Genomic DNA, 22,097 nt, shown 5'->3' with positions numbered 1-22,097 from the left:
GCCTATTCCGTCCGCCGAACGAGGTGCCTCCGGAGGGTTCCCGCCTGCCCGCCACGGTCACGTTCCGTGGCGGGCAGGCGCTCATGGATGCCGGTGCTGTCCGGCCGCATTCCCCGCCAGCGCACCCGGCTGGCCGTCGCCGACGTGCTCGGCGAGACCGAGATTGACCTGTGGCCGCAGACCCGGCCCGACCAGGCTCCCGGCGCGGAAGCCACCGCCGAAGTCGTCGGCGCCTGGGCCCACCGCGCCGACATCCCGCAGTCGTTGTGGACCTCGCTGCTGTCCGGTGCGACTGAACGGATCGACATCCTCGGCTACGCCTACCCCGTTCGTCCTGGAGTTGCTGCCCGACACCATGCAACGGCTGACCGACAAGGCCGCCGCAGGGGCGCGCATCCAGCTGGCGTTCGGCGACCCGGACAGCGCGCACGTGGTCGAACGCGACACTCTGGAGCAGATCGGTGGCACTCTGCCCGGCCGGATCCGTAACGCCCTCAACTTCTGCGAACCCCTCCACCAGGTCGACGGGATCGCGATCGGGCTGCACACGGTGCACCTGTACAACTCGGTGTTCCGCTTCGACAACCAGATGATCGTCACCCCGCACCTGTACCGCGCCCGCGGCTATCAACACCCCGGCCCTGCACCTGCGCGAACTGTCGCCGTACGGCATCTTCGCCTCGTTCGCCGACCAGTTCGAACAGGTCTGGCAGACCACCACCGCCTACCCGGACGGGCAGCCCCGGTGAGCGGCCGGCGCGACTACTACCACGACCCGGCCGCACCGCGAGCCAACAGCCTCGTGCCTGGCGGCTCCGCCCTGGTCGTCGACGAGCAAGGCCGAGTGCTGCTGCAACGCCGCACCGACTCCGGCAACTGGGCGCTACCCGGCGGCACGATGGACGTCGGCGAAACCCTCGGCGACTGCATCGTCCGTGTCTGGGAGTCGCCGGAAAAGACTGTCGTTATTTCTGGGAACCCGGCCGGTCTGGTGTCCCTTGCCAGGCACCTGCTGACTCTTGCTCAGGACACAGTTCCGGATGGTCGCCACCTGGACTTCGATAGCTACTGCGGATGGCTGGAGGGGGGATCGGCTGCAATTCGGATAGAGATTGAGAAGAAGTAACCGGGGCCGATGCTCCCGTTTTCTAGTGTTCCTTGACATGGCCGCCGTGTGGCGATGGGCGCGCAGGGGCGTGGCGGGTCGCGTGGGTTGCTGTCACGGTCGATGTCATTTACTTGCTGCACACGTAAAGAGATCACCGCAGTCCATCGCGGGCTTTGTTGACGATCGGCTGGACTGGATTGGGCGGGAGTACCCGGCGGCACTGCGGAATGTGGAGATGTCTGACGTGCACGCGAGGCTGGGACGGGCTTAGGTTGACGGGATGATCGATGTCTTCGGGTCTGCTGAGCGGTTTCTGCTGGGTAACGGGCGGCTGGTGGAACGGCGGCTGTTCGGGGCGTTGTTTCGCGGGGCGCCGGCCTCGGGGGTGGCCGATGCTGTGCGGGGCTATCGGAATGCGGATGGTGGGTTCGGGCACGGGATGGAGCCCGACACCCGGTGCCCGGCGAGTCTGCCGATCTATACCGAGGTGGCGTTTCAGGCGCTGGCCGTCGCGGGGGTCGCCGATGCGGAACTGCTCGGGCCGGCTTGTGATCAGCTGGCGTCGGTGTCCGATGGGGACGGGGCGGTGGCGTTGGCTTCGCCGGTGATTGAGGACTATCCGCGGGCGGAGCACTGGTCGGCCTGGACCTATGAGCGGGGACTCAATCCGACGGCGGGACTGGCGGGGCGGCTGCACTGGCTGGGGTTCGAGCACGCGTGGCGGGACGCGGCCACCGCGTACACCTGGGGGAAGCTCGAGGCCGGCGACTTTCCGGACGAGGCGCATCTGCTGGCCGAGCTGATGGTCTTTCTCGAGCATGTGCCCGATCGGGAGCGGGCCGACCGGCACGCGGCCGCGGTGGTCGAGCGGCTGGGCGGCTCGGAGCTGTTCCAGCTGGACGCGGGGGCCGAGGGATATGGGCTGACGCCGCTCACCATCGCGCCGCTGGCGAGCTCGCGGTGGCGGGCGCTGTTCGGGGCCGAGCGGATCGGCGCGCATCTGGACCGGTTGCTCGCCGACCAGCAGGCGGACGGTGGGTGGCCGATCGCGTGGACGCCGCCCAGCGAGGCCGCCCGGCTGGAGTGGCGGGGCATGTGGACGCTGGACGCGTTGCGGACGCTCATCTCGTACGGCCGGGTGCCGGCGCCTCGCTGACCGAGAGCGCGGCCATGTCGCGGGGCCGTTTACGTCGTGCGGCACACCGGGGACGGCGTCCTCGTCGAAGTCACCGACCGTAGTGTGGACATGCTCGGCCCGGACGCGCCGGATCGGTGGGGGCGGCCTGCTCGTCGTCGCGGCGGTGAGCCGCTCGTGGGGGGCGCAGCCGGTCCCGGCGGGCACGGTGGTGCGGGCCGAGATGCCGTTCCGGGGCTGACCCGGAACACGCCCGCGGGGTCACTCGCTCCGGTGATCCGGGCGTCCGTGTTCGAATTGGCCGGCTTCCGTCGCGTGTTATCGTTTCACGAGTTGCAGTTTGATTTCCGTTGACGCGTACCGGCGCCTGATGGGTATCCAAAGCCGATCGGGCGCTTTTTGCTATCTCCGTGCACGCGGGTCGATCAACGCAGCGACGGCGGCCTTCGTACCGTGCGATGGTCGTCTCGGCATGCAAGGAGGAATCATGGCCACCGGAACTGTCAAATGGTTCAACAGTGACAAGGGCTTCGGCTTCATCACGCAGGATGGCGGGGGCCCCGACGTCTTCGCCCACTTCTCGGCGATCGTGGCCGAAGGCTACCGGAACCTCGAGGAGAACCAGCGGGTGGAGTTCGACATCACCCAGGGGAACAAGGGCCCGCAGGCAGCGAACATCCGCCCGGCCTGACCGAACAGGTTGACGTGGCGGCCCGCCGGTTCGGTGGGTCGCCACCTCTTTGTGTAAATAAAGGTCATTGTCAGGCGTTGAGAAACATCAGCACGGCCAGAACTCGGCGGTTGTCGTCATCCGACGGTGGCATCCCGAGTTTTGTGAAGATGTTGTTGATGTATTTGCTGACCACCTTTTCGGTGATGAAGAGCCGGGCCGCGATGGCCGCGTTCGACCGGCCCTCGGCGATGTGCCGCAGGACGTCGAGTTCGCGGGGACTCAGCACGGCGAGCGGTTCCCGGCGGGCCAGCAGTTGGGAAACCACCTCGGGATCGAACGCGGTGCCGCCGGCCGCGACCTGGTGGATCGCCTGGATGAACTGTTCGACGTCGGAGACCCGCTCCTTGAGCAGGTAGCCGATCCCGCCGGTGCTGTCGGTGAGCAGCTCCCGGGCGTACAGCGGCTCGATGTGTTGTGAAAGCACCAGCACGGGCAGGCCGGGGATCTCGGCGCGGGCCGCGATGGCCGCCTTCAGGCCCTCGTCGGTCTGGGTCGGCGGTAACCGTACGTCGATGATCGCCACGTCGGGCCGGTGGCCGAGCAGCGCGGGCAGCAGATCGGGTCCATTGTCGACCGCCGCGACCACTTCGAAGTCGAACGCCTGCAGGAGACGCGTGAGACCGTCCCGCAGCAGCGTCAGATCTTCGGCGATGACAACGCGCACGGCAGCTCCATGGTCACAACGGTGGGACCGCCCGGTGGGGACGAGACCGCCATCGTCCCATCGAACGCGTTCAACCTTCGCATGATCCCGATCAGACCCGTCCCACGGGCCGGGTCGGCCCCGCCCACGCCGTCGTCGCCGACCTCGACGGCGAGCACGTCGCCGGTGTGACCGATGGTCACCCAGGCCGACCGGGCCCGGCTGTGCCGCACCATGTTCGCCAGCGTCTCGGCCACCGCGAAGTAGACCGCCGATTCGACCGACGTCTCGAGCCGGCCGGGCAGGTGGGACGCGACCGGCGTCTTCACCGGCAGGCTGAGCGCCAGCGCCTGGACGGCGCCCTCGAGGCCCCGTTCGGCCAGCACCGGCGGATGTATTCCGCGGACCAGATGTCGCAGCTCGACCAGGGCGGCCGTGCTGGACAACCGGGCCTCGGCGAGCAGTTTGAGCGCGGCCGACGGATCGCGGCGGACGAGACGCTCGGCGAGCCCGATCGTCATCGCCACCGAGACCAGCCGGGCCTGGGCGCCGTCGTGCAGGTCACGCTCTATGCGACGCAGCTCGGCCGCCTGTGCGTCTATGGTGTCGGTCCTCGTGGTGGTCAGGTGGGCAACGCGTAACCGCAGCTCAGCGGACATGGTGGGGGCCAGGAAGAGCTGGGTGAACAGCACGTCGGTCGTGCGGAGCAGCGGCGCCAGGACCAGGCCGACGGCCAGGATCACCAGGCCCTGGGGGAGAGACAGCCACGCCTCGGCGGTGGTCATGGTCGGCCAGAACACGCCGTACCCGAACCGCACCTCGCCCAGATGCAGCCACAACGGCAGCAACCCGACACCGACCAGCCCGTACGCGGGGATCGCCAGCGTGATGACGCCGAGGCACACCGCGACCAGCGCGCCGGGCAGCAGCCACGCCATGTCCCGCCAGGTCGCCGGATCGGTGATGATCCACCGCACCCAGAGGCGGTCGCCCACCTCGGAACGCTTCGGCGGCGGCGGATAGGGGCGGCGGATCGGCAGGCCGGCCCGCGCGGCCAGCCGCCGCTCGAGGTCGGCGCGCCACCGGACGATCGTCACGGCGACGGTGAGGATGTCGGTGCCGAGCACCGGCAGCGGGCTCAGGATCAGACCGGCCAGCCAGATCGTCAGCACGGGCAGGTTCAGCGTGGCCAGGCCGGCCGCGAACAGGCCGTCCGCCGTGGCGGACAGACCGGCACGTACGCGGAGCCAGCTTCTCATGCCTTAATCATGCCCTCGCCAGGGCCGGCTATCCGTCACAAGGGTGCTGGCACCCCAATGCAGGTGGGGCTCGGCACTCCAGACATTCCGGTCCGGGAACGCGAATACTTGGTGGCATGACGGCTACCACGACAGCACCGAGAGTGCGGCCATCGAGCGACTTCGCGGAACTCAACCGGCGGATCAACGCCGAGGGTCTGATGCAGCGGAAACCGCTCTACTACGTCGTACGCATGGCGCTCGTGACCCTGCTGGCGGCCGGCGCCTGGACCGCGTTCTTCCTGGTCGGGTCGTCCTGGTGGGTGCTCGCCGTGGCGCCGTTCCTGGCCATCGCCTTCGCCCAGATGGCGCTCGTCGCGCATGACCTGGCCCACCGCCAGGTGTTCCGCACCAAGCGGCCGAGCGAGATCTTCGGCCGGATGGCCGGCAACCTCGGCGTCGGCATGAGTTACGGCTGGTGGATGGACAAGCACACCCGCCACCACAACAACCCCAACCACGACGATCTCGACCCGGACGTCGCGCCGGAGGTGCTGATCTGGGCCACCAAGTCGGCCGTCGGCCGCCGTGGGCTGGCCGCGTTCGTCACCCGGCACCAGGCCGGGCTGTTCTTCCCGCTGCTCACGCTGCTCAGCACCGACCTCAAGGTGTCCAGCGTGAAGGCCCTGCGGGCGGGCCATGTCAAGCGCCCCGGCCTGGAGGCCGCCCTGCTGATCGCGCACGTGGTCGCCTACCTGGGCTCGCTGTTCATCTTCCTCTCGCCGTTGCAGGCGATCGCCTTCCTGCTCGTACACCAGGGGCTCTTCGGTGTGTATCTCGGCATGACCTTCGCGCCGAACCACAAGGGGATGCCGCACCCGACCGGCGACGAGGACTTCCTGCGCAAGCAGGTGCTGACCTCGCGGAACGTCAACGGTGGCTGGTTCGTCGACGTGGCGCTGGGCGGGCTGAACTACCAGATCGAGCACCACCTGTTCCCGGGCATGCCGTCGCCCAACCTGCGCAAGGCCCAGCCGATCGTGCGGGACTACTGCGCCGAGATCGGTGTGGCGTACGAGCAGACCGGTCTGATCGAGTCCTACCGCCAGGCCCTCCGCCACCTGCACGAGGTCGGGGCGCCGCTGCGGAAGCCCCAGGCCTGAGCCCTCAACCGGGGAAGGTCAACACGGCCTGAACCTCGTGCCGCCGGCGCTGCGCCAGATCGTCCAGCAGCGCCGGCGCCTCGTCGAACGGCACCACCGCGGTGATCACGTGGCGGCGGATCGCGTCGCCGTCACGCTGGAGCAGGCGGACGGTCTCGGCCGACAGCCGCTCACGGTCCCAGGTCGCCCCGAGCCCGCGCGGCACCCGGCCGATCTGGGCGCAGCGGATGGTCAGACCGTTGTGGTGGAACTCGGCGCCGAGCCGGAGCGCGTCGGCGCCGCCCTGGTAGAAGGCCAGGTCGATGACGGCGCCCTGCGGGCGGAGCAGGCGAAGGGCCAGATGCAGGGCGGACGCCTGACCGCGGCACTGGAACACCACGTCGGCGCCGCGATCGTCGGCGGTGTGCCGCCAGGCCGTCTTCAGGGCGGCCGCCACATCGTCCGCCTCCGGGTCGAGCGCCGCCAGGCCGAGCGCCTCGGCGATGGCCCGGCGCGACCGGGTCGGGTCGACCACCACCACCGACGCGGCGCCGTGGGCGCGGGCGAAAAGCGCGGTGAGCAGGCCGACCACCCCCGCGCCGACGACCGCGACCCGGCGGCCCTCGACCCCGTCGCCGAGCCGGCGCACATCGGCGCCGTGCAGATCGGCCGCGGCGTGCAGCAGGCCGTTGGCGCAGATCGGGCCCATGTGCGCGACGTAGATGCCGAGGATCGGATCGAGGCCGCCGGGCAGCGGCACCACCCGGTCACGCAGCGGGTCACCGGTCCAGCCGGTGCGGTGGCCGTACGTCATCGCCACCACGTCGCCCTCGGTGACCGCCGGGGTGTCGCTGCGCTCGACCCGGCCGACCTCCATGTAGCCGAGCCGGGTCACCGGGTACGGATCCGGGGCGTCGCCGTCGAGGAACAGGCCGAGCGCCGGGTCGAAGCGTTCACGCAGCGCCGGGTTGGTGCCCTTGACGAAGCTCAGCTCGGTGCCGGCCGAGACGCCGCTGAACAGGGTGCGGACCCGGAACGGTCCGGGCTCTTCCGGCTCGTCGACGATGCGCAACCGGCCCGGCCCGGCCACCACCAGGTTGCGGTCAGACATGCGGCACCGTGACCGGGCGACCGGCGGCCGCGGACTCGGCCACGGCGGTGGCCAGGGCATGGGTGCGTACGGCTTCGGCGTACGGGACCCGTACGTCCATGCCGTCGCCGCGAACCGCCTCGACGAACGCTCGGTCGACGGCCACCCGGGCCTGGTCCGGGTCGGTGTCCACGCTCCACTCGCCGTCACCGTCGCGGACGGTCAGCCGGTCCTCGGTGATCGCCAGGGCCAGGCCGTCGGCGTAGATCTCCAGCCCGGCCCGGTGCTTCCAGCCGAGCACACAGGTCGCGGTCAGCGTGCCCACGGCGCCGCTGGCGAAGCGCAGCGTGGCCGCGGTCGCGCCGTCGATGTCGGCGCCGTCCACCGCCGGCGGGATGCCGTTGCTCATGGCACTCACCTCGGTCACCTCGCCGACCACGTATCGGAGCAGGTCGAGCACGTGCGCGGCCTGCTCGACGACCGGCCCGCCGGAGCGGTCGCGACGCGGCCACCACGCCACCGGCGGCACCTTGTCCAGCCAGGCGCCGGTCACCAGGCGTACCGGCCGATCGGCCAGCACCTCGCGGGCCCGGTCGACGACGGCGCTGTAGCGCCAGTGATGCCCGACCCCGGTCAGCAACTCGCGCCGGGTGATCAACTCGGCCGTCTCGCGTGCTTTATCCAATTCGATCTCTATAGGCTTTTCCACGAAGAGAGGAACATCGGCCTCGATGACCGCCCGTTCCGCGGGCCCGTGGGCGAACGGCGGGACGCAGACGTAGACGGCGTCGACCCCCTCGGACAGCAACGCCGCCACGTCCGGCGGGGAGCTCGCGCCGTACTCGCCGGCGAGCTTCCGCGCGGCCCCTTCCTGCACGTCCGTAACCCCGATGATCTGCACATCCGGCAGTCCGGAGAGGACGCGGGCATGCCGCTGTGCCACCCCGCCCGCGCCGACCAGTCCGACCCTTGTCGCCGACATGCGACCTCCCGTTCCTCGTGCTGCTTTGTCTTCCGCGCTTGAGCCGGCTGAAACATCGAGGGGATCTTGTTTACCCACCGGAAAGATTGCCTGCCCGTGGAACGGGCATGCGTTCGATCTCCAGTCGTCACGAGCAATCGGGGGATCCGCCCATGCATCAGCTGACTCCGCCCGCCGTCTCGCCCGTCGTCGAGGCGTGGGCCACCTATCGCACCGGTAACGCGACGCAGTGGTCCGCACGCACCCTCGCCGCCGCCAAGGGTGGCGCCCGGGTCAGTGTGGTCATCCCGGCCCGCAACGAACAGCAGACGATCGGCGCGATCGTCGACACCATCCGACGCGAGCTCGTCGCCGGGGTCCCGCTGGTGGACGAGATCGTGGTGGTGAACTCGCGCTCCACCGACCAGACCGCGATCGTGGCCCGGGCCGCCGGCGCCCGGGTCGTCGATCAGGACGAGATCACCCGGGGACTGCCCCGGATGGAGGGCAAGGGCGACGCGCTCTGGGCCGGCCTGGCCGCCAGCACCGGTGATGTGGTCGCGTTCGTCGACGGCGACCTGCGCGACTTCTCGTCGACCTTCGTCACCGGGCTGCTCGGCCCCCTTCTTACCGACCAGTCGGTAACTTTCGTCAAGGGCTTCTACCACCGGCCGCTGGTCGGCGCGTCCGGTGTGGAGGCCGACGGCGGTGGCCGGGTCACCGAGATCAGCGCCCGTCCGCTGCTCAACCTGTTCTGGCCCGAGCTGGCCGGCTTCGTGCAGCCGCTGGCCGGCGAGTACGCGGGCCGCCGATCCACCCTCGAGCGCATCCCGTTCGTCTCCGGTTACGGCGTCGAGATCGCCATGCTCATCGACCTGCTCGACCTCGTCGGCCTGGACGCGCTGGCCCAGGTCGACCTGGGTGAGCGCCACCACCGGCACCAGAGCCTGGACGCGCTCGGCCGGATGTCGGCGCAGATCATGGTGACCGCGTGGAGCCGCCTGCACCGCCGGGGCCTGGTCGCCGAGCCGCTGCCGCCGGCCACCGCCCTCACCCAGTTCAGCCGGGGCGGCACCGACCCGCTGCCCCACCTCAACCGCCAGATCAGCACGGCCGACGTCGGGGTCGGCGAGCGCCCGCCGCTGGCCACCATGCCGGTGCCGGCGGAGGTGCGGATCGCATGAAGGTGCTGATGAACGCGGGCCCGTGGCTTCCCGTGCCGCCCCGCGGCTACGGCGGCATCGAGAACGTCATCGCCACCCTGGTGCCGGAACTGCGCCGGCTCGGCGTCGAGGTGGTGCTGGCCACCGTGGGCGACAGCGACCTGCCGGTCGAGGAGCGCCTCGCGGTCTACCCGAGCGGGCAGTTCAAGCTGCTGCAACGCCCGTACAACCAGGTCTGCGGGGTGGTGCCGGCGCATCAGCACGCGGTGTCCCGGCGGCTGGCCCGCGGCGACATCGACCTGGTGCACGACCACGTCGAGGCGGCCGGCCTGACCATGCTGGCCGGGCTCGGGCCGGACGCCCCGCCGGGGCTGCACACCCTGCATTGGGACCTGCGGAAACATCCGGAGCTGTACGGGACGTTCGACGGCGGTTCGCGGGTACGCGTCAACGGGGTGTCCGCCGACCAGCTCAGCCACGCCCCGGACGCCTTGCGCGCGCACGCCGTGGGCCACGTGCACCTGGGCACCCCGCTGGCCGACGGGGCCGACCGGCGCCCGCGTACGGAGAAGCGCCCGTACGCCGTGGTCCTGGGTCGCATCACGCCGGGGAAGGGACAGGACCTCGCCGCGCAGCTTGCCCACAGCGCCGGCTTCGACCTGGTGCTGGCCGGTCCGGTGGGCCCGTACCAGCAGCCGGGCGACCTGGCCGCGGCCGACCCGCAGAACCCCGACGTGCGGTTCTGGCGCGAGCAGGTGGCGCCGCAGGTGGACGGCGACCGGGTCCGCTGGGTGGGCACGGTCGCCGGCGCGGAGCGCGACAGCCTGGTCGCTTCGGCCGCGGTGGCGCTGTTCCCGCTGCGCTGGAACGAGCCCGGTGGCACCGCCGTGGTCGAGTCGCTGGCGCTGGGCACCCCGGTCGTCGGCATCGCCCGCGGTTGCCTGCCCGAGCTGGTCGAGCACGGCCGTACCGGCCTGATCACCACCGACGAGCAGGAGCTGGGCGACCTCGTGCACGCGGCCCGGCACATCGACGAGGCCGAGTGCCGGGCCGAGGCGGTCCGGCGCTTCACCCCGGCGACGATGGCCGCCGCGTACCTCGCCCTCTACGAGAGGATCAGCGCCCCGGTCCCGGCCTGACCGTCCCGAACTAGGCTCGATCCATGACGACCCTTGCCGGCCGCACCATCGCGGCCCTGCGCAGTGAGCACGACACCCTGGCCAGCATCGTTCGCGGGCTCTCGGCCGAGCAGCTCATCAGCCCGTCCGGCGCCTCCGACTGGACCGTGGCCGACGTCCTCTCCCACCTGGGCAGCGGCGCCGAGATCAACCTGGCGGGCTTCCGGGCGGCGCTGGGCGAGGCCGAGGCGCCCGGGCCCGACTTCAACCAGGGCGTCTGGGACCGGTGGAACGCGCTGAGCCCGCAGGACCAGGCGGCCGGCTGGCTCGAGTCGGACAACGCCCTGGTCGCGGCCCTGGAGGCGGTCCCTGAGGACCGGCATGACGACCTCAAGGTCAAGATCTTCCTGCCCGAGCCGGTCCCGCTGGCGTCGTTCGCCGGCCTCCGGCTGAGCGAGATGGTCCAGCACGGGTGGGACGCGCGCGTCGGCGTCGACCCGGCGGCGACCCTGGCCGAGCCCGCGGCCGCGACGCTGGCCGAACAGCTCGCCGGCGGCGTCAGCTTCCTGGTCGGCTTCATCGGCAAGCCCGAGGCGGACCGCGACCGGGCCGTCATCGAGATCAGCGGGACGCCGTATCGCATCGTTCTCACCGACAAGGCCCGGTTCACCACCGAGGAGTTGCCCGCGACGGCGACGTTCGCCGGCCCGCTGGAGTCCGCGCTGCGCCTGGTCTACGGCCGGCTGACCCCGGAACGCACCCCGGCCGGCGTCGAGGTGACCGGCAACATCTCCTTGGACGAGCTGCGCGTCGTCTTCCCCGGCTTCTGACCGCGCCCGGTCATGGACGTCGTTCTGATGGCGGTCTCCCTCGCGCTCGGTCTCGGCTTCGTAGGCCGGGGCCTGTGGGTGCTGGCTCGCGGGGGACCGCTGGTCATCCGGAGCACCGGGCGGTTCTGGCCCACGCCGGGCCGGGCGGCCGCGTTCTGGCTGCTCATCGGGTCGGGGCCGCTGGTCGGCGGGCTCCTGCGGGCCGGCGGGCAGGCCGGCCTGATCGGGCTCGGTGTCGCCTTCTGGCTGGGCTGGCTGCCGCTGGCCCTCTGCGCCATCGGCGTGATCGGGTTCCGGCCCCACCCTTCGACGCCGTAGGTCAGGGCTGCTGGGCGCCCAGCGCTTCGACGTAGACGCTGTAGAGCGAGCGGCTGGCGGCCATGAAGAGGCGGTTCTTCTTGACGCCGCCGAAGCACAGGTTGGCGCAGGTCTCGGGCAGGTGGATCCGGCCGATCAGGGTGCCGTCCGGGTGGTAGCAGTGCACCCCGTCGAAGCCGGGCCCACCGTCGCCGGCCGAGGCCCACAGGTTGCCGTCGGTGTCGACCCGGATGCCGTCCGGGCCGCCGGGGCTCATCTCGACGAAGACCCGCCCGTCGACCGGCCGGCCTTGGCGCATCTCGAAGACCTTGATGTGTCCGACGTCGACCACGTAGAGCCGCGACTCGTCCGGCGAGAAGCAGATGCCGTTGGGCCGTTCCATGCCCGTGATCACCGGTTCGCCGGCGCCGGTGGCCGGATCGATCCGGTAGACGTGCCGCGGGATCTCTTCGTCGGCCTTGTCACCCTCGTAGTGGAAGGCGATGCCCCAGCCCGGATCGGTGAACCACACCGAGCCGTCCGAATGCGTGGTCACATCGTTGGGGGCGTTCAGGCGCTTCCCCTCGTACGCATCCATCAAGACCGAGACACGACCATCATGTTCGGTACGCGTGACGCGCCGCCCCAGGTGCTCACAGGTCACCAACCGGCCCTGCCGGTCGCGGGTGTTGCCGTTGCTGTTGCCCGACGGCCGGCGGAACTCGTCGACCCGCCCGGTCGACTCGCTCCAGCGCAGCATGCGGTCGTTGGGGATGTCGGAGAAGAGCAGGTAACGCCCGTCGCCGAACCACACCGGACCCTCCAGCCAGCGCCCGCCGGTCCACAGCCGCTCGACCACCTCGTGGCCCACCACCAGCGACCGGAACCGCTCGTCGACGATCTCGATCGCCGGGTCCGGGAAGCGCACGATCGTCCGGTCGGTCTCCCACGCGCGGCCGTGCTCCATGGCCGTCACCCCCGCCCCACGAACGGCATCGTCGTCGCCATCACGGTCATCGTCAGAACGTTCGCGTCCAGGGGCAACCCGGCCATGTAGCGGACCGCCCGCCCGGCCTCGGTCACGTCCATCACCGCCTCGGGCCGCACCTCGCCGTAGGGCTGGAGCGCCCCGTCGGCCGCGCCGCCACCGATCGCGGTGGCCGCGTTGCCGATGTCGATCTGCCCGCAGGCGATGTTCCACGCCCGCCCGTCCAGCGCGGTCTGCTTGGTCAGCCCCGTGACCGCGTGCTTGGTCGCCGTGTACGCGATCGACAGCGGCCGTGGCGTGTGGGCCGCGATCGAGCCGTTGTTGATGATCCGCCCGCCGCGCGGCTCCTGGCGCCGCATCACTCGGAACGCCTCCCGCGTGCAGAGGAAGACGCCGGTCAGGTTCACGGCGACGACCTGCTGCCAGACGTCGAGCGGGTGCTCGTCGATCGCGACCGGGGGCGCGCCCATGCCGGCGTTGTTGAAGAGCAGGTCGACCCGGCCGTGCCGCTCGACCGTGTGGTCGAAGAGGTGGCGCACGCTCGCCTCGTCGGTCACGTCGGCCGGCACCGCCTCGACCTCGGCGTGGCGGGCGGCTACGGCCTCGAGCGCCTCGCGCCGCCGCCCGGCGACGACCACCCGCCAGCCGTCGCCGGCCAGCTCATGGGCCACCGCCGCCCCGATGCCACTGCCACCACCGGTGATCACCGCGATCCGCATCGACCCAGCCTAAAGGTCGCTCAGCGGCGCGGCCGGATAAGAGCGTCAACCATTGACATCCGTCACTGGAATGAGGATTCTGGGAGCGCTCCCAATGGCCGTCGTCAGGAGTTCGTGATGCGCGTACCCGTCGTGGTTCTGTTTCTTGCCGTTGCAGTCGGAGTACCGAGTCACGCCGGCGCCGCGGTGGGAGACGCGGCGACCACCGTGGACGTTGACGTCCGGGCCGGGCTGGCCACCGTGCCGAGCACGGCGATCGGCGTCAATCACGCGATCTGGGACAGCCAGCTCGGCACCGACGACGTCGCCGACCTGCTGCGCGACGCGGGGGTCGGGATGGTGCGCTATCCGGGCGGGTCGTACGCGGACATCTACCACTGGCGTGACCACACCGCGCCGGGTGGCTACGTGGCGCCGGACACCGACTTCGACACGTTCATGGCGGGGGCCGCGCGGACCGGCGCCGAGCCGATGATCATCGCCAACTACGGGACCGGGACCGCGCAGGAGGCGGCCGACTGGGTTCGCGACGCCAACGTGACCAAGGGCTACGACGTCAGGTACTGGACGATCGGCAACGAGAACTACGGCAACGGGCACTACGGCGCGGCGTGGGAGGCGGACGAGCACGCGGACAAGAGCCCCCGGGAGTACGCGGCCAACGTCGTCGCGTACAGCCGGGCGATGAAGGCCGTCGACTCGGACATCAAGGTCGGCGCCGTGCTGACCATGCCGGGCAACTGGCCGGACGGAATCGTCGGCGAGGGCGACACCGGCACCTGGAACCAGGAGGTGCTGACCCGGGCCGGCGACGCCATCGACTTCGTCGACGTGCACTGGTATCCGGGCGGTGGCAACGCGGCCGAGGCGGTGGGCAAGGCGGAGCAGATCGAGGACGCGATGGTGCTGCTCAAGGAGCAGATCGACGCGTACGGGAAACCCGGCACCGCCGTCAGCCTGACCGAGACCAACGTCGGCGTCGGCCCGAACACCCAGCCCGGCGCGCTGTTCCTGGCCGACATCTACAGTGGACTGCTGGAACAGGGCGTCTTCACCGTGCAGTGGTGGAACGTGCACAACGGCATCGGCACCGTGTCCGAGGTGGCCGGGCAGCGCGACTACGGCGACTTCGGGCTGCTGTCCAGCGGCACCTGCACGGCCGACAACACGGTCTGCGAGCCGCCGCTCAACACGCCGTTCGCGCCGTACCACGCGCTGTCGCTGATCGGGGACTTCGCCCGGCCCGGCGACCTGCTGGTCCGGGCCGGCACGAGCGATCCGCTGGTCAGCGCGCACGCGTCGCGCCGGCCGGACGGCAGCCTGGCGGTGCTGCTGGTCAACCAGGACCCGGCCAACGCCAAGCCGATCACGGTCAGCTATCACGGCTGGACGCCGTCGGCCGCCGCGCCGGTCGTGGCCACGTACGCCAACGGCGCCACCTCGGTGACCTCGGGCAGCGCGAACGTGCTCCCGGCGTACTCGCTGACTCTTCTGACCTTGCGACCCGCCCGCGCCGAAGCCGGGCCGCCGGCGCCGGGCCGTCCCACCGCCGCCGCCGTCACCGACCGCACCGCGACGATCGGCTGGAGCGGACCGGCCGGCGCGAAGTTCGAGGTCTACCGCCAGCACGGCGGGGCGAGCGAGCTGTGGGGCGAGACGACGGGTACGCAGCTGACGGCCCGAAACCTCGAACCCGGCCGCCGCTACACGGTGAACGTGGTCGCCCGGGACGCCGCCGGCCGCCAGTCCCGCCCGTCGCCGCCGCTGACCTTCACCACCCCGGCGCCGGCCACGTCGACCTGCGCGGTGAAGCTGACCCGGGCCACCGACTGGGGCAACGGCTTCGTCTGGAACCTCGACCTCAGCGGCGCCGGGCCCGCGGCCGACTGGACGCTGACCTTCACCTGGCCCACCACCTGGCAGTCGATGACCGGCGGCTGGAACGCGACCTGGGAGCAGACCGGCCGGACCGTGCGGGTCACCGGCGGCCGGCCCGCTGCCCACGACCGTCGGCTTCACCGGCGCCTACAGCGGCCCGAACGTCCCGCCCCGCGTCTTCACCCTCAACGGCTCGGTCTGCTCGACGGGCTGACCAGAACCTCCCAGTCGACGGTGCCGTTGGTGATGACCGGACGGTAGCGGCCCGCGAACGGCCGGCCGGTCTCGAGCGAGGTGGCGGTCAGCTCGAGCAGGTCGGCGATCGACGCCGGCCAGCGGGTGAAGTCGACGCCACTCTCGTTGTAGAACTCGCCGACCCGCCCGTGGCTGCCCGGGCGCTGGTCGGCGAGCAGGTAACCGCCGTCGCCGGCCGCCGCGAACGGCACATAGCCCTTGTTCCACCATTCGTCATCCTCGACCGATATCCGGCCCGTCACCCCGCACATCTCCCACCAGGCGCCGGGGATCTCGGCGACCGACATCGGCCGGTGCATGAAGGGCAGGTCGAAGCCGCCGGCCTCGGCGCCGTCGTGGCGCAGCAGGGAGGCCACCAGGTCGGGCGGGAACGCGACGGACATCCGCTGCTGCGCGCCCTGGACGGCCTCGGCGGAAGCGGGTGGCCGGAGCGAGTTGCGGGCGGCCGGCGCCTTCGCGGCGAGCCACTTCTCGATGCGTCGCCACGCGGCGTCGACGCGGGCGGTGGCGGCCGGGACGGGCTTGGCCGGGGTGACGCCGGTCCGGTATTCGGGGCAGATGACGGCCGGTGGCCGGGGCGGCCGCGGCATGGGCAACGGGCCGGTCCAGCTCGTCCTGGCGGGGGCGGGGGCGTCGAAGCCGGTGACCATCGTGGCCTCGTCCCGGGGAGCCGAGCGTTCGCAGAACGCCAGACCGGTCACCACCAGGGACATCGTGACGAAGACGGCGCCGAGCAGGAGGATGACGCGCTTGCCGCTGGTGGCCGGCCCGGGGACGGTCGGTGGTGGCGGCGGTGCCATGGGCGGCGGGTTGGCCGACTTGGGCCGGCCCGCGGAAGCGTGCAACATCGGGTGAAGCAACGCCCGCGCGGCGGCGGCGGGATCGCCTTCGTCTTTCCGGGCGGCGCCGGTCGGGATGTGGCCCGCCGGTTCCAGGGGCGTGTCGACCGGCTCGGCGCCGACGCTGATGACCGCGCCGGTCAGGCCACGCGCGTCGAGGACGCCGAGTGCCATCGTGGTGTGGTTGGCCGCGTCGGGTCCGTCGCCGGCGATCACCGCCACCGGCGCGCCCAGGGCGACGGCCAGGTCGGCCACCGTCCATCCGGCGCGACTGGCCGGCACGAGCAGGCCCTTGGCCCCGGCCACGAGCACCAGGCCGTGGGTGCGGGCCAGAGTGGACACCAGTTCGGTGGCCTCGTCCAGGCTCAGCGGATCGGCCGCACCGTCGCGCAGCTCGGCCCACGTCGCCAGGTGTTCGAGCAGCCCCTCGCCGGGCGGACCCTCAGCGCCCAGCGCGACGACGGCGACCCGCACCGCCGCGGCCGCCGCCAGCGTCGTGGCTACGACCTCCCAGCCCACCGCGGCCGAGGTGGGAACAAGCACCCACGGACCACCGTCCGGCCAATCCTGACTCACCGCACACCCCCGACATCCTCGGTGATGGTAGCGGCGGGCGACCCTCGACAGGCGACGAACTACTGAAGGTCGGGGCGGTCCACCATGGAGCGTTGCTGGTCGCCGGTGGTGCCGAGGAGCCGCCGACGCTCGCGGAAGGCGCGCAGGTTGGCGGTGTTGCCGCAGGTGCTGACGTCGTGCCAGACACCGCTGTTGTTGCGGGACGCGTCGAAGAAGGCGGCCCGGCAGTCGACGTTGTGGCACAGCTTGAGCCGCGGCCACAGCCCCGCCTGCTGGGCCAGCAGGGCCTCGGCCCAGAGCGCGGAGGCCAGCCAGCGGGTGCCCCGGCCGGCCGGGACGATGCGGACCCAGCCGTCGGCGTCTGGCACCAGACTGACGGGTACGTCGGCCGGCGGCAGGGTGCCGTCGGGCTGGTTGCGGCCACCGGCCAGGATCACGTTCTCGAACGTCGTCCGCAGCCGGCGCAGCGACCGCATGTCGGTGGAGGACAGCAGGATCACCGGCGCCGGGAGCCCAGCCACCCGCGACCAGGTGGCCAGCGTGTCGGTGATCCAGCGCTGGCCGTCGTCGGGATTGGCCAGCAGATCGGGGGCGTACGTCATCGTCGCCCGGGTGTTCAGCAGCTCCTGAACGAGGGCGAGACCGGCGGGCGCCTCCCGCACGCCGTGCCGGGCGCTGGCCTTCCACGACATAGCCGAAGCCTACTTGATTCTTTTTGCCGGCCGCATCGGCCCGGAGTCTGACCTCGCGTGATGCGGTTCCGACGCTCCGCAGTCGGACGGCAACGATGTGCGTCGTTGCAACGTTGAGGCGCTTTTCACCGGTTATCCGTGGCGGTGCGGTGGCAAGCTGGGCCACGGGGAGGTGGCCGATGATCAGAAGAACCGGAAGCTGGGTGGCCGCACTGGCCGTGGCGGTGACGCTCGTTGCGGGGTGTGGGTCCGATTCCGGCGACAAGACGGCGGCGCCGGCGCCGGTCGTACCCACGACCACGGCCAGCGCACCGACCACCGAGCCGGAGCCGTCCGACCCGGCCGAGCCGTCCACGGCACCGTCCGGAACCGCCAAGCCCGGCAAAACGCCTACGAAGCCCACGAAGCCCGCGAAGGATGACAAGCTTCGCAAGGGAGCCAAGGGCGCCGAGGTGACCGCGCTGCAACAGCGGCTGACCGAGCTGGGCTACTGGAACGGCAAGGCCGACGGCAAGTTCGGCGGGACCACCCAGCAGGCGGTGTACGCGCTGCAGAAGGCGGCGGGTCTCGGCCGGGACGGCGTGGTCGGCGGCAAGACCAGGAAGGCGCTGGAGTCCGGCGTGCGCCCGAAGGCGAAGAGCTCCGACGGGAACGTCGTCGAGATCGACAAGAAGAAGCAGTTGCTGATGCTGGTCAAGGACGGCGAGGTCCAGCTGGTCTTCAACACGTCGACCGGCTCGGGCGAGCGGTACGAGACCAAGGACGGCGGCACGGCGATCGCCAGCACGCCGAAGGGCAAGTTCACCGTGTCCCGGCAGATCGACGGCTGGCGCGACGCCCCGCTCGGCATGTTGTGGCGGCCGAAGTACTTCAACGGCGGCATCGCCGTGCACGGGGCGAACAGCATTCCGCCGTACGCCGCCTCGCACGGCTGCGCCCGCCTGTCGATCTCCGCGATGAACTACCTGTGGTCGAACGACAAGATGCCGATCAAGACCAAGGTCTGGGTGTACTGAGCCTCGTTTCACCTTCGCTTCCGGGGCGCATGTCACTGGCGGCGAATGTGGAACGAGGCTGAGGGGCTCTACCCGTCGATGGGGCTCTACCCGTCGATCCGGGAGATGTTGCGGATCTTGTTGGAGGCGTCCAGGGCCGCGACCTTGTACGCCTCCGACAGGGTCGGGTAGTTGAAGACCGTGTCGACCAGGTAGTCGACCGTGCCGCCGGTGCCCATCACGGCCTGGCCGATGTGGACGATCTCGGTGGCGCCGGTGCCGAAGATGTGCACGCCGAGCAGCTTGCCGTCCTCGGGGGAGACGAGCAGCTTGAGCATGCCGTACGAGTCGCCGACGATCTGCCCGCGGGCCAGTTCGCGGTAACGCGCGATGCCGACCTCGAACGGCGTGTTGGTGTCGGTGAGCTCGGCCTCGGTCTTCCCGACGAAGCTGATCTCCGGGATCGTGTAGATGCCGATCGGCTGGAGGGCGCCCATGTCCCGGGTGGGCTCGCTGCACGCGTGGTGCGCGGCCAGCCGGCCCTGCTCCATCGAGGTCGAGGCCAGCGCCGGGAAGCCGATCACGTCACCGACGGCGTAGATGTTGTCGACCGCGGTGCGGAAGTTCGCGTCGACCTTGATGCGGCCACGCTTGTCGGCCTCGAGCCCGGCCGCCTCGAGCGCGAGGTCCTCGGTCTGGCCCTGGCGGCCGGCCGAATACATCACCGTGTCGGCGACGATCTTCTTGCCGCTCTTCAGGATGCACAGCGCCGCGGTCTGGTGCCGTTCGACCGAGGCGACCTCCTCGCCGAAGCGGAACGCCACGGACAGGTCGCGCAGGTGGTACTTGAGCGACTCGATGATCTCGTCGTCGCAGAAGTCGAGCATCTGGGGGCGCCGCTCGACCACGGTGACCTTGGTGCCGAGGGCGGCGAACATGGACGCGTACTCCATGCCGATCACGCCGGCGCCGACCACGACCATCGACCGTGGCACCGACTGCAGGTTGATCACGCCGTCCGAGTCGACGATCGTCCGGTCGTCGAAGTCGACGCTGTCCGGCCGCGCGGGACGCGTACCCGCGGCAATGATGATCTTGTCGGCCGTGACCTTGTGGTCGCGGCCGTCACCGCCGTCCACCCACAGCGAGTGCGCGTCGGCGAAGCGGCCGGTCCCGGTGACCATCGAGACGCGGTTGCGGGACAGCTGGTTGCGGATCACGTCGGTCTGCCGGCTGATCACGTGATCGGTGCGCGCCGCCAGGTCGGCCACCGTGATCTCGTCCTTGACCCGGTAGCTGCTGCCGTACAGATCTCGCTGGCTGAGGCCGGTCAGGTAGAGGACCGCCTCACGCAACGTCTTGGAGGGGACGGTGCCGGTGTTGATGCACACCCCACCGATCATGTCGCGACGGTCGACGATGCCGACCCGCCGCCCGAGCTTGGACGCGGCGATCGCGGCCTTCTGCCCACTGGGCCCGGAGCCCACTACCAACAGGTCGTAGTCATACACCGGCTTAGCGTCGCAAGATGTCGGCCGCCGCGCCAGACCTTCCCTCTTAACCTCTGTCCACAGGAAGTTGATCATCCTGTGGATAACGTACGCTCCCGGTGCTGCTGGGGACTGACCGTATGGAACCTCTTGAATGCCGTGCTGAACGCGAACGGCGTTCCGTACCCCACCCGCCGTGCGACCGACGCCACCGTCGCGCCCGGCTCGCCCAGCAGATCGGCCGCCAGCGACAGCCGCCACCCGGTCAGGAACGCCATCGGCGGCTCGCCCACCAGCTCGGTGAACCGGCGGGCGAACGCGGCCCGGGACAGACCGGTCTCACTGCCCAGCCGGGCGACCGTCCACGACTCGGCCGGCGCGTCCTGCATCAGACGCAGCGCCCGCCCGATCACCGGATCGGTCTGCGCCTTGAACCACCCGGCTTGATGAGAAGCGAACCACCAGCGCAGGACCGCGATCAGGATCAGGTCGAGCATCCGGTCGAGCACCGCGTCCTGACCCGGGGCGTCGTCGGTGGCCTGGACCCCGAGGTAGTCGACCAGCGCCACCGGGACGTGGTCGCGCGGGGCGACGATCAGGTCGGGCAGGGTGTCGAGCAGGCGGCGGCCGACCATGGACCGCGACTCGTAGGCGCCAGTGAGCATGAGGGTGGCGCCGTCGGTCGCGTTGCCCCAGGTGCGGACGCCGACGTCGGTCATCCGCGGGACGTCACCGGTAAGCATCGTGCAGGTCTGGCCCGGGCCGATCAGCACCTGCGGCTCGGTCGCCGGCTGGTCGGCCACGGTGTAGTGCCGCGGGCCGCGGGCGATGGCCACGTCGCCGGCGTGGATCAGGGCGGGCTCGGCGTCGGCCGGGCAGACGTACGCCTCGCCTCGCAAGATCGTGATCACCGAGAGGGGCGACTCGTCCTCGATCCGCATCGACCACGGCGGGTCCAGGGAACTGCGCAGCACGAAGGCGCCCCGGGCGCTCGGCCCGGCCAGCACGTGGGACAACGCGTCCATGCACGGATGCTGGCACGAAAGCGGGAGCACACGCGATTCCGGGCTGAATACCTTTTGAGAACCATTGATGTCGTACGGGGGAGACAGACCGGATGTCCACGCGTTCCGTTTCATTTCTTGTTCTCGGCGGTGCCCTGATCGCGGCCCTGACCGCCTGCACCAGTCCCACCGAATCCACCGGCGCCGCCCAGCCGGTCGGCACACCACCCGCAGCCTCAACCAGCAGCGCGACCGTGACCCCGAGCCCGACCGCGCCCGGTGGCAAGCCTGGTGGCAGGGCCGCGGCGGCGAACTGCCCGGTCACCGCGACCACCCTGCTGGCGGCGATCAAGAAGGAGCACCCCGGCTGGGGCGCCTCGGAGCTGAGCAAGATCCGCTGCTACCAGGACTACGCGATGTCCACCCGCCGGGCCGCCGACCCGAACGCCGACACCGAGGTCGAGACCTTCCGCTACACCGGCGGCGAGTGGCACATGTTCGTCGGCGGCAGCGGCGGCTACTGCGAGGGCGTTCCGGCCGACGTCAAGAAGCACTTCCGCGGCGACGGCTACCCGGGCTGCGAGTAGCGGCGCGAGTCACGCATGGCCTCGACCAGGTCTTCCCGGGCCCGCGCGACGCGTGATCGGATCGTGCCGACCGGGCAGCCGCAGACCTCGGCCGCCTCGGCGTAGGACAGGCCCGACACCTGGGTGATCACGAAGGCCTCGCGCCGCTCCGGCGCGAGGCCGCCCAGCAGGTCGTGCAGGGCGTGCTGCTCGTCGAAACGGGTGTGCACGGCGGCCTCGGCCGACTCGGCGCTGGACTGCCAGTCGGCCAAGGCGGCGACCCGCGGGCGGCGGGTGGCCCGGCGTACGTCGTCGGCGGCGACCCGGCGGGCGATGGCGAACAGCCAGGTCCGTACGGAGGACCGGCCGGCGAAGTCGGGCAGCGCCCGCACCGCCCGCAGGAATGTCTCCTGCGCCAGGTCCTCGACGTCGGCCGCGTCGGTCAGCGGGGCGAGGAACCGCAGCACGTCCCGCTGGGTGGCCCGGATCAGGTCGGTGAGAGCGTCCCGATCGCCGCGCGCGGCGGCGAACGCCAGCGCGGTCAGGTCCTGCTCGGGCATCGGCCCCGGTCCCTTCGTCGGTTGCTCCGCGCGGTGGTACGCAAGCCGTGCTGGAAAGGTTCACCGACGATGTGCCA

22 protein-coding genes and 1 pseudogene are annotated in these 22,097 nt (G+C 71.0%); 12 read left to right on the top strand and 11 right to left on the bottom strand.

Annotated features, from left to right (window positions below; all coding sequences use genetic code 11):
• Nucleotides 1-87: 87 nt before the first annotated feature.
• The 4 genes and pseudogenes from AB0M54_RS12880 (at nt 88) to AB0M54_RS12865 (ending at nt 2,934) form a co-directional block, all read left to right on the top strand.
• Nucleotides 88-749: pseudogene (locus tag AB0M54_RS12880) on the top strand (XRE family transcriptional regulator).
• Nucleotides 746-1,126: an NUDIX domain-containing protein gene (locus AB0M54_RS12875; protein ID WP_364470804.1), complete on the top strand. Its 381-nt coding sequence runs from the start codon at nt 746-748 to the stop codon at nt 1,124-1,126. The pseudogene AB0M54_RS12880 and the gene AB0M54_RS12875 overlap by 4 nt, the downstream one beginning before the upstream one ends.
• Nucleotides 1,127-1,388: 262 nt before the next feature.
• The gene (locus tag AB0M54_RS12870) at nt 1,389-2,264 is read left to right on the top strand and encodes a hypothetical protein (protein ID WP_364470802.1); all 876 of its coding nucleotides are present in this window, start codon (nt 1,389-1,391) and stop codon (nt 2,262-2,264) included.
• Nucleotides 2,265-2,730: 466 nt separating this feature from the next.
• Nucleotides 2,731-2,934, top strand: a complete 204-nt coding sequence (locus tag AB0M54_RS12865) for a cold-shock protein (RefSeq protein WP_364334682.1) — start codon at nt 2,731-2,733, stop codon at nt 2,932-2,934.
• A gap of 70 nt (nt 2,935-3,004) precedes the next feature.
• Here AB0M54_RS12865 and AB0M54_RS12860 read toward each other — a convergent pair whose 3' ends face one another.
• On the bottom strand, nt 3,005-3,640 hold the full coding sequence (locus AB0M54_RS12860; RefSeq protein ID WP_364334216.1) for a response regulator transcription factor: 636 nt from the start codon (nt 3,638-3,640) through the stop codon (nt 3,005-3,007).
• Nucleotides 3,613-4,878, bottom strand: coding sequence for a sensor domain-containing protein (locus AB0M54_RS12855; protein ID WP_364470800.1), 1,266 nt, complete (start codon nt 4,876-4,878; stop codon nt 3,613-3,615). The genes AB0M54_RS12860 and AB0M54_RS12855 overlap by 28 nt, the downstream gene beginning before the upstream one ends.
• 116 nt (nt 4,879-4,994) lie before the next feature.
• Here AB0M54_RS12855 and AB0M54_RS12850 point away from each other — a divergent pair, with 116 nt between their 5' ends.
• Entirely contained in the window at nt 4,995-6,020 is a 1,026-nt protein-coding gene (locus AB0M54_RS12850) for an acyl-CoA desaturase (RefSeq protein WP_364334210.1), read from the top strand.
• Nucleotides 6,021-6,024: 4 nt separating this feature from the next.
• Here the strand turns inward: AB0M54_RS12850 and AB0M54_RS12845 are convergent, their stop codons facing one another.
• Together AB0M54_RS12845 and AB0M54_RS12840 are read right to left on the bottom strand one after the other, a co-directional pair.
• Nucleotides 6,025-7,110 (bottom strand): zinc-binding alcohol dehydrogenase, encoded by a 1,086-nt coding sequence (locus AB0M54_RS12845; protein WP_364470798.1) that lies wholly within the window; start codon nt 7,108-7,110, stop codon nt 6,025-6,027.
• On the bottom strand, nt 7,103-8,071 hold the full coding sequence (locus AB0M54_RS12840; protein WP_364334204.1) for a Gfo/Idh/MocA family oxidoreductase: 969 nt from the start codon (nt 8,069-8,071) through the stop codon (nt 7,103-7,105). The genes AB0M54_RS12845 and AB0M54_RS12840 overlap by 8 nt, the downstream gene beginning before the upstream one ends.
• A gap of 152 nt (nt 8,072-8,223) precedes the next feature.
• On the opposite strand from AB0M54_RS12840, the gene AB0M54_RS12835 reads away from it, so the two are divergent.
• The 4 genes from AB0M54_RS12835 to AB0M54_RS12820 are packed head-to-tail and all read left to right on the top strand — an operon-like array spanning nt 8,224 to nt 11,479.
• Nucleotides 8,224-9,234: a glucosyl-3-phosphoglycerate synthase gene (locus AB0M54_RS12835; RefSeq protein ID WP_364334202.1), complete on the top strand. Its 1,011-nt coding sequence runs from the start codon at nt 8,224-8,226 to the stop codon at nt 9,232-9,234.
• Nucleotides 9,231-10,352, top strand: a complete 1,122-nt coding sequence (locus AB0M54_RS12830; protein ID WP_364470796.1) for a glycosyltransferase — start codon at nt 9,231-9,233, stop codon at nt 10,350-10,352. The genes AB0M54_RS12835 and AB0M54_RS12830 overlap by 4 nt, the downstream gene beginning before the upstream one ends.
• 23 nt (nt 10,353-10,375) lie before the next feature.
• Nucleotides 10,376-11,161, top strand: coding sequence for a maleylpyruvate isomerase family mycothiol-dependent enzyme (locus AB0M54_RS12825; protein ID WP_364470794.1), 786 nt, complete (start codon nt 10,376-10,378; stop codon nt 11,159-11,161).
• A gap of 12 nt (nt 11,162-11,173) precedes the next feature.
• The gene (locus AB0M54_RS12820) at nt 11,174-11,479 is read left to right on the top strand and encodes a hypothetical protein (protein ID WP_364470792.1); all 306 of its coding nucleotides are present in this window, start codon (nt 11,174-11,176) and stop codon (nt 11,477-11,479) included.
• 1 nt (nt 11,480) lies between these two features.
• Here AB0M54_RS12820 and AB0M54_RS12815 read toward each other — a convergent pair whose 3' ends face one another.
• A complete protein-coding gene (locus AB0M54_RS12815; protein ID WP_364470790.1) occupies nt 11,481-12,425 on the bottom strand; it encodes an SMP-30/gluconolactonase/LRE family protein in 945 nt (314 codons plus the stop codon).
• 5 nt (nt 12,426-12,430) lie between these two features.
• On the bottom strand, nt 12,431-13,165 hold the full coding sequence (locus tag AB0M54_RS12810) for an SDR family oxidoreductase (RefSeq protein ID WP_364334190.1): 735 nt from the start codon (nt 13,163-13,165) through the stop codon (nt 12,431-12,433).
• Nucleotides 13,166-13,372: 207 nt separating this feature from the next.
• Between AB0M54_RS12810 and AB0M54_RS12805 the strand changes: the two genes are divergently transcribed.
• On the top strand, nt 13,373-15,304 hold the full coding sequence (locus AB0M54_RS12805; protein WP_364470788.1) for a fibronectin type III domain-containing protein: 1,932 nt from the start codon (nt 13,373-13,375) through the stop codon (nt 15,302-15,304).
• On the opposite strand, the gene AB0M54_RS12800 is transcribed toward AB0M54_RS12805, so the two are convergent.
• Nucleotides 15,229-16,680: an SMI1/KNR4 family protein gene (locus AB0M54_RS12800; protein ID WP_364470786.1), complete on the bottom strand. Its 1,452-nt coding sequence runs from the start codon at nt 16,678-16,680 to the stop codon at nt 15,229-15,231. The two genes, AB0M54_RS12805 and AB0M54_RS12800, sit on opposite strands and share 76 nt — an antisense overlap.
• A gap of 92 nt (nt 16,681-16,772) precedes the next feature.
• Nucleotides 16,773-17,405 carry a CGNR zinc finger domain-containing protein gene (locus AB0M54_RS12795; protein WP_364334181.1) on the bottom strand — a complete coding sequence of 211 codons (633 nt, stop codon included), beginning with the start codon at nt 17,403-17,405 and terminating at the stop codon, nt 16,773-16,775.
• 179 nt (nt 17,406-17,584) lie between these two features.
• On the opposite strand from AB0M54_RS12795, the gene AB0M54_RS12790 reads away from it, so the two are divergent.
• On the top strand, nt 17,585-18,421 hold the full coding sequence (locus AB0M54_RS12790) for a peptidoglycan-binding protein (protein ID WP_364470784.1): 837 nt from the start codon (nt 17,585-17,587) through the stop codon (nt 18,419-18,421).
• An 86-nt stretch (nt 18,422-18,507) separates the two neighbouring features.
• Here the strand turns inward: AB0M54_RS12790 and sthA are convergent, their stop codons facing one another.
• Nucleotides 18,508-19,911, bottom strand: coding sequence for a Si-specific NAD(P)(+) transhydrogenase (gene sthA, locus AB0M54_RS12785; RefSeq protein WP_364334175.1), 1,404 nt, complete (start codon nt 19,909-19,911; stop codon nt 18,508-18,510).
• A 71-nt stretch (nt 19,912-19,982) separates the two neighbouring features.
• Nucleotides 19,983-20,915, bottom strand: a complete 933-nt coding sequence (locus AB0M54_RS12780) for an AraC family transcriptional regulator (RefSeq protein ID WP_364334172.1) — start codon at nt 20,913-20,915, stop codon at nt 19,983-19,985.
• 92 nt (nt 20,916-21,007) lie between these two features.
• On the opposite strand from AB0M54_RS12780, the gene AB0M54_RS12775 reads away from it, so the two are divergent.
• Nucleotides 21,008-21,481, top strand: a complete 474-nt coding sequence (locus AB0M54_RS12775) for a hypothetical protein (RefSeq protein ID WP_364470782.1) — start codon at nt 21,008-21,010, stop codon at nt 21,479-21,481.
• Here AB0M54_RS12775 and AB0M54_RS12770 read toward each other — a convergent pair.
• Nucleotides 21,463-22,020 (bottom strand): sigma-70 family RNA polymerase sigma factor, encoded by a 558-nt coding sequence (locus AB0M54_RS12770; RefSeq protein ID WP_364470780.1) that lies wholly within the window; start codon nt 22,018-22,020, stop codon nt 21,463-21,465. The two genes, AB0M54_RS12775 and AB0M54_RS12770, sit on opposite strands and share 19 nt — an antisense overlap.
• Nucleotides 22,021-22,097 lie beyond the last annotated feature (77 nt).

This window comes from Actinoplanes sp. NPDC051470, from assembly GCF_040682035.1.
Taxonomy (GTDB): Bacteria; Actinomycetota; Actinomycetes; order Mycobacteriales; family Micromonosporaceae; genus Actinoplanes.
This window is presented reverse-complemented; position numbering and strand designations above follow the sequence as displayed.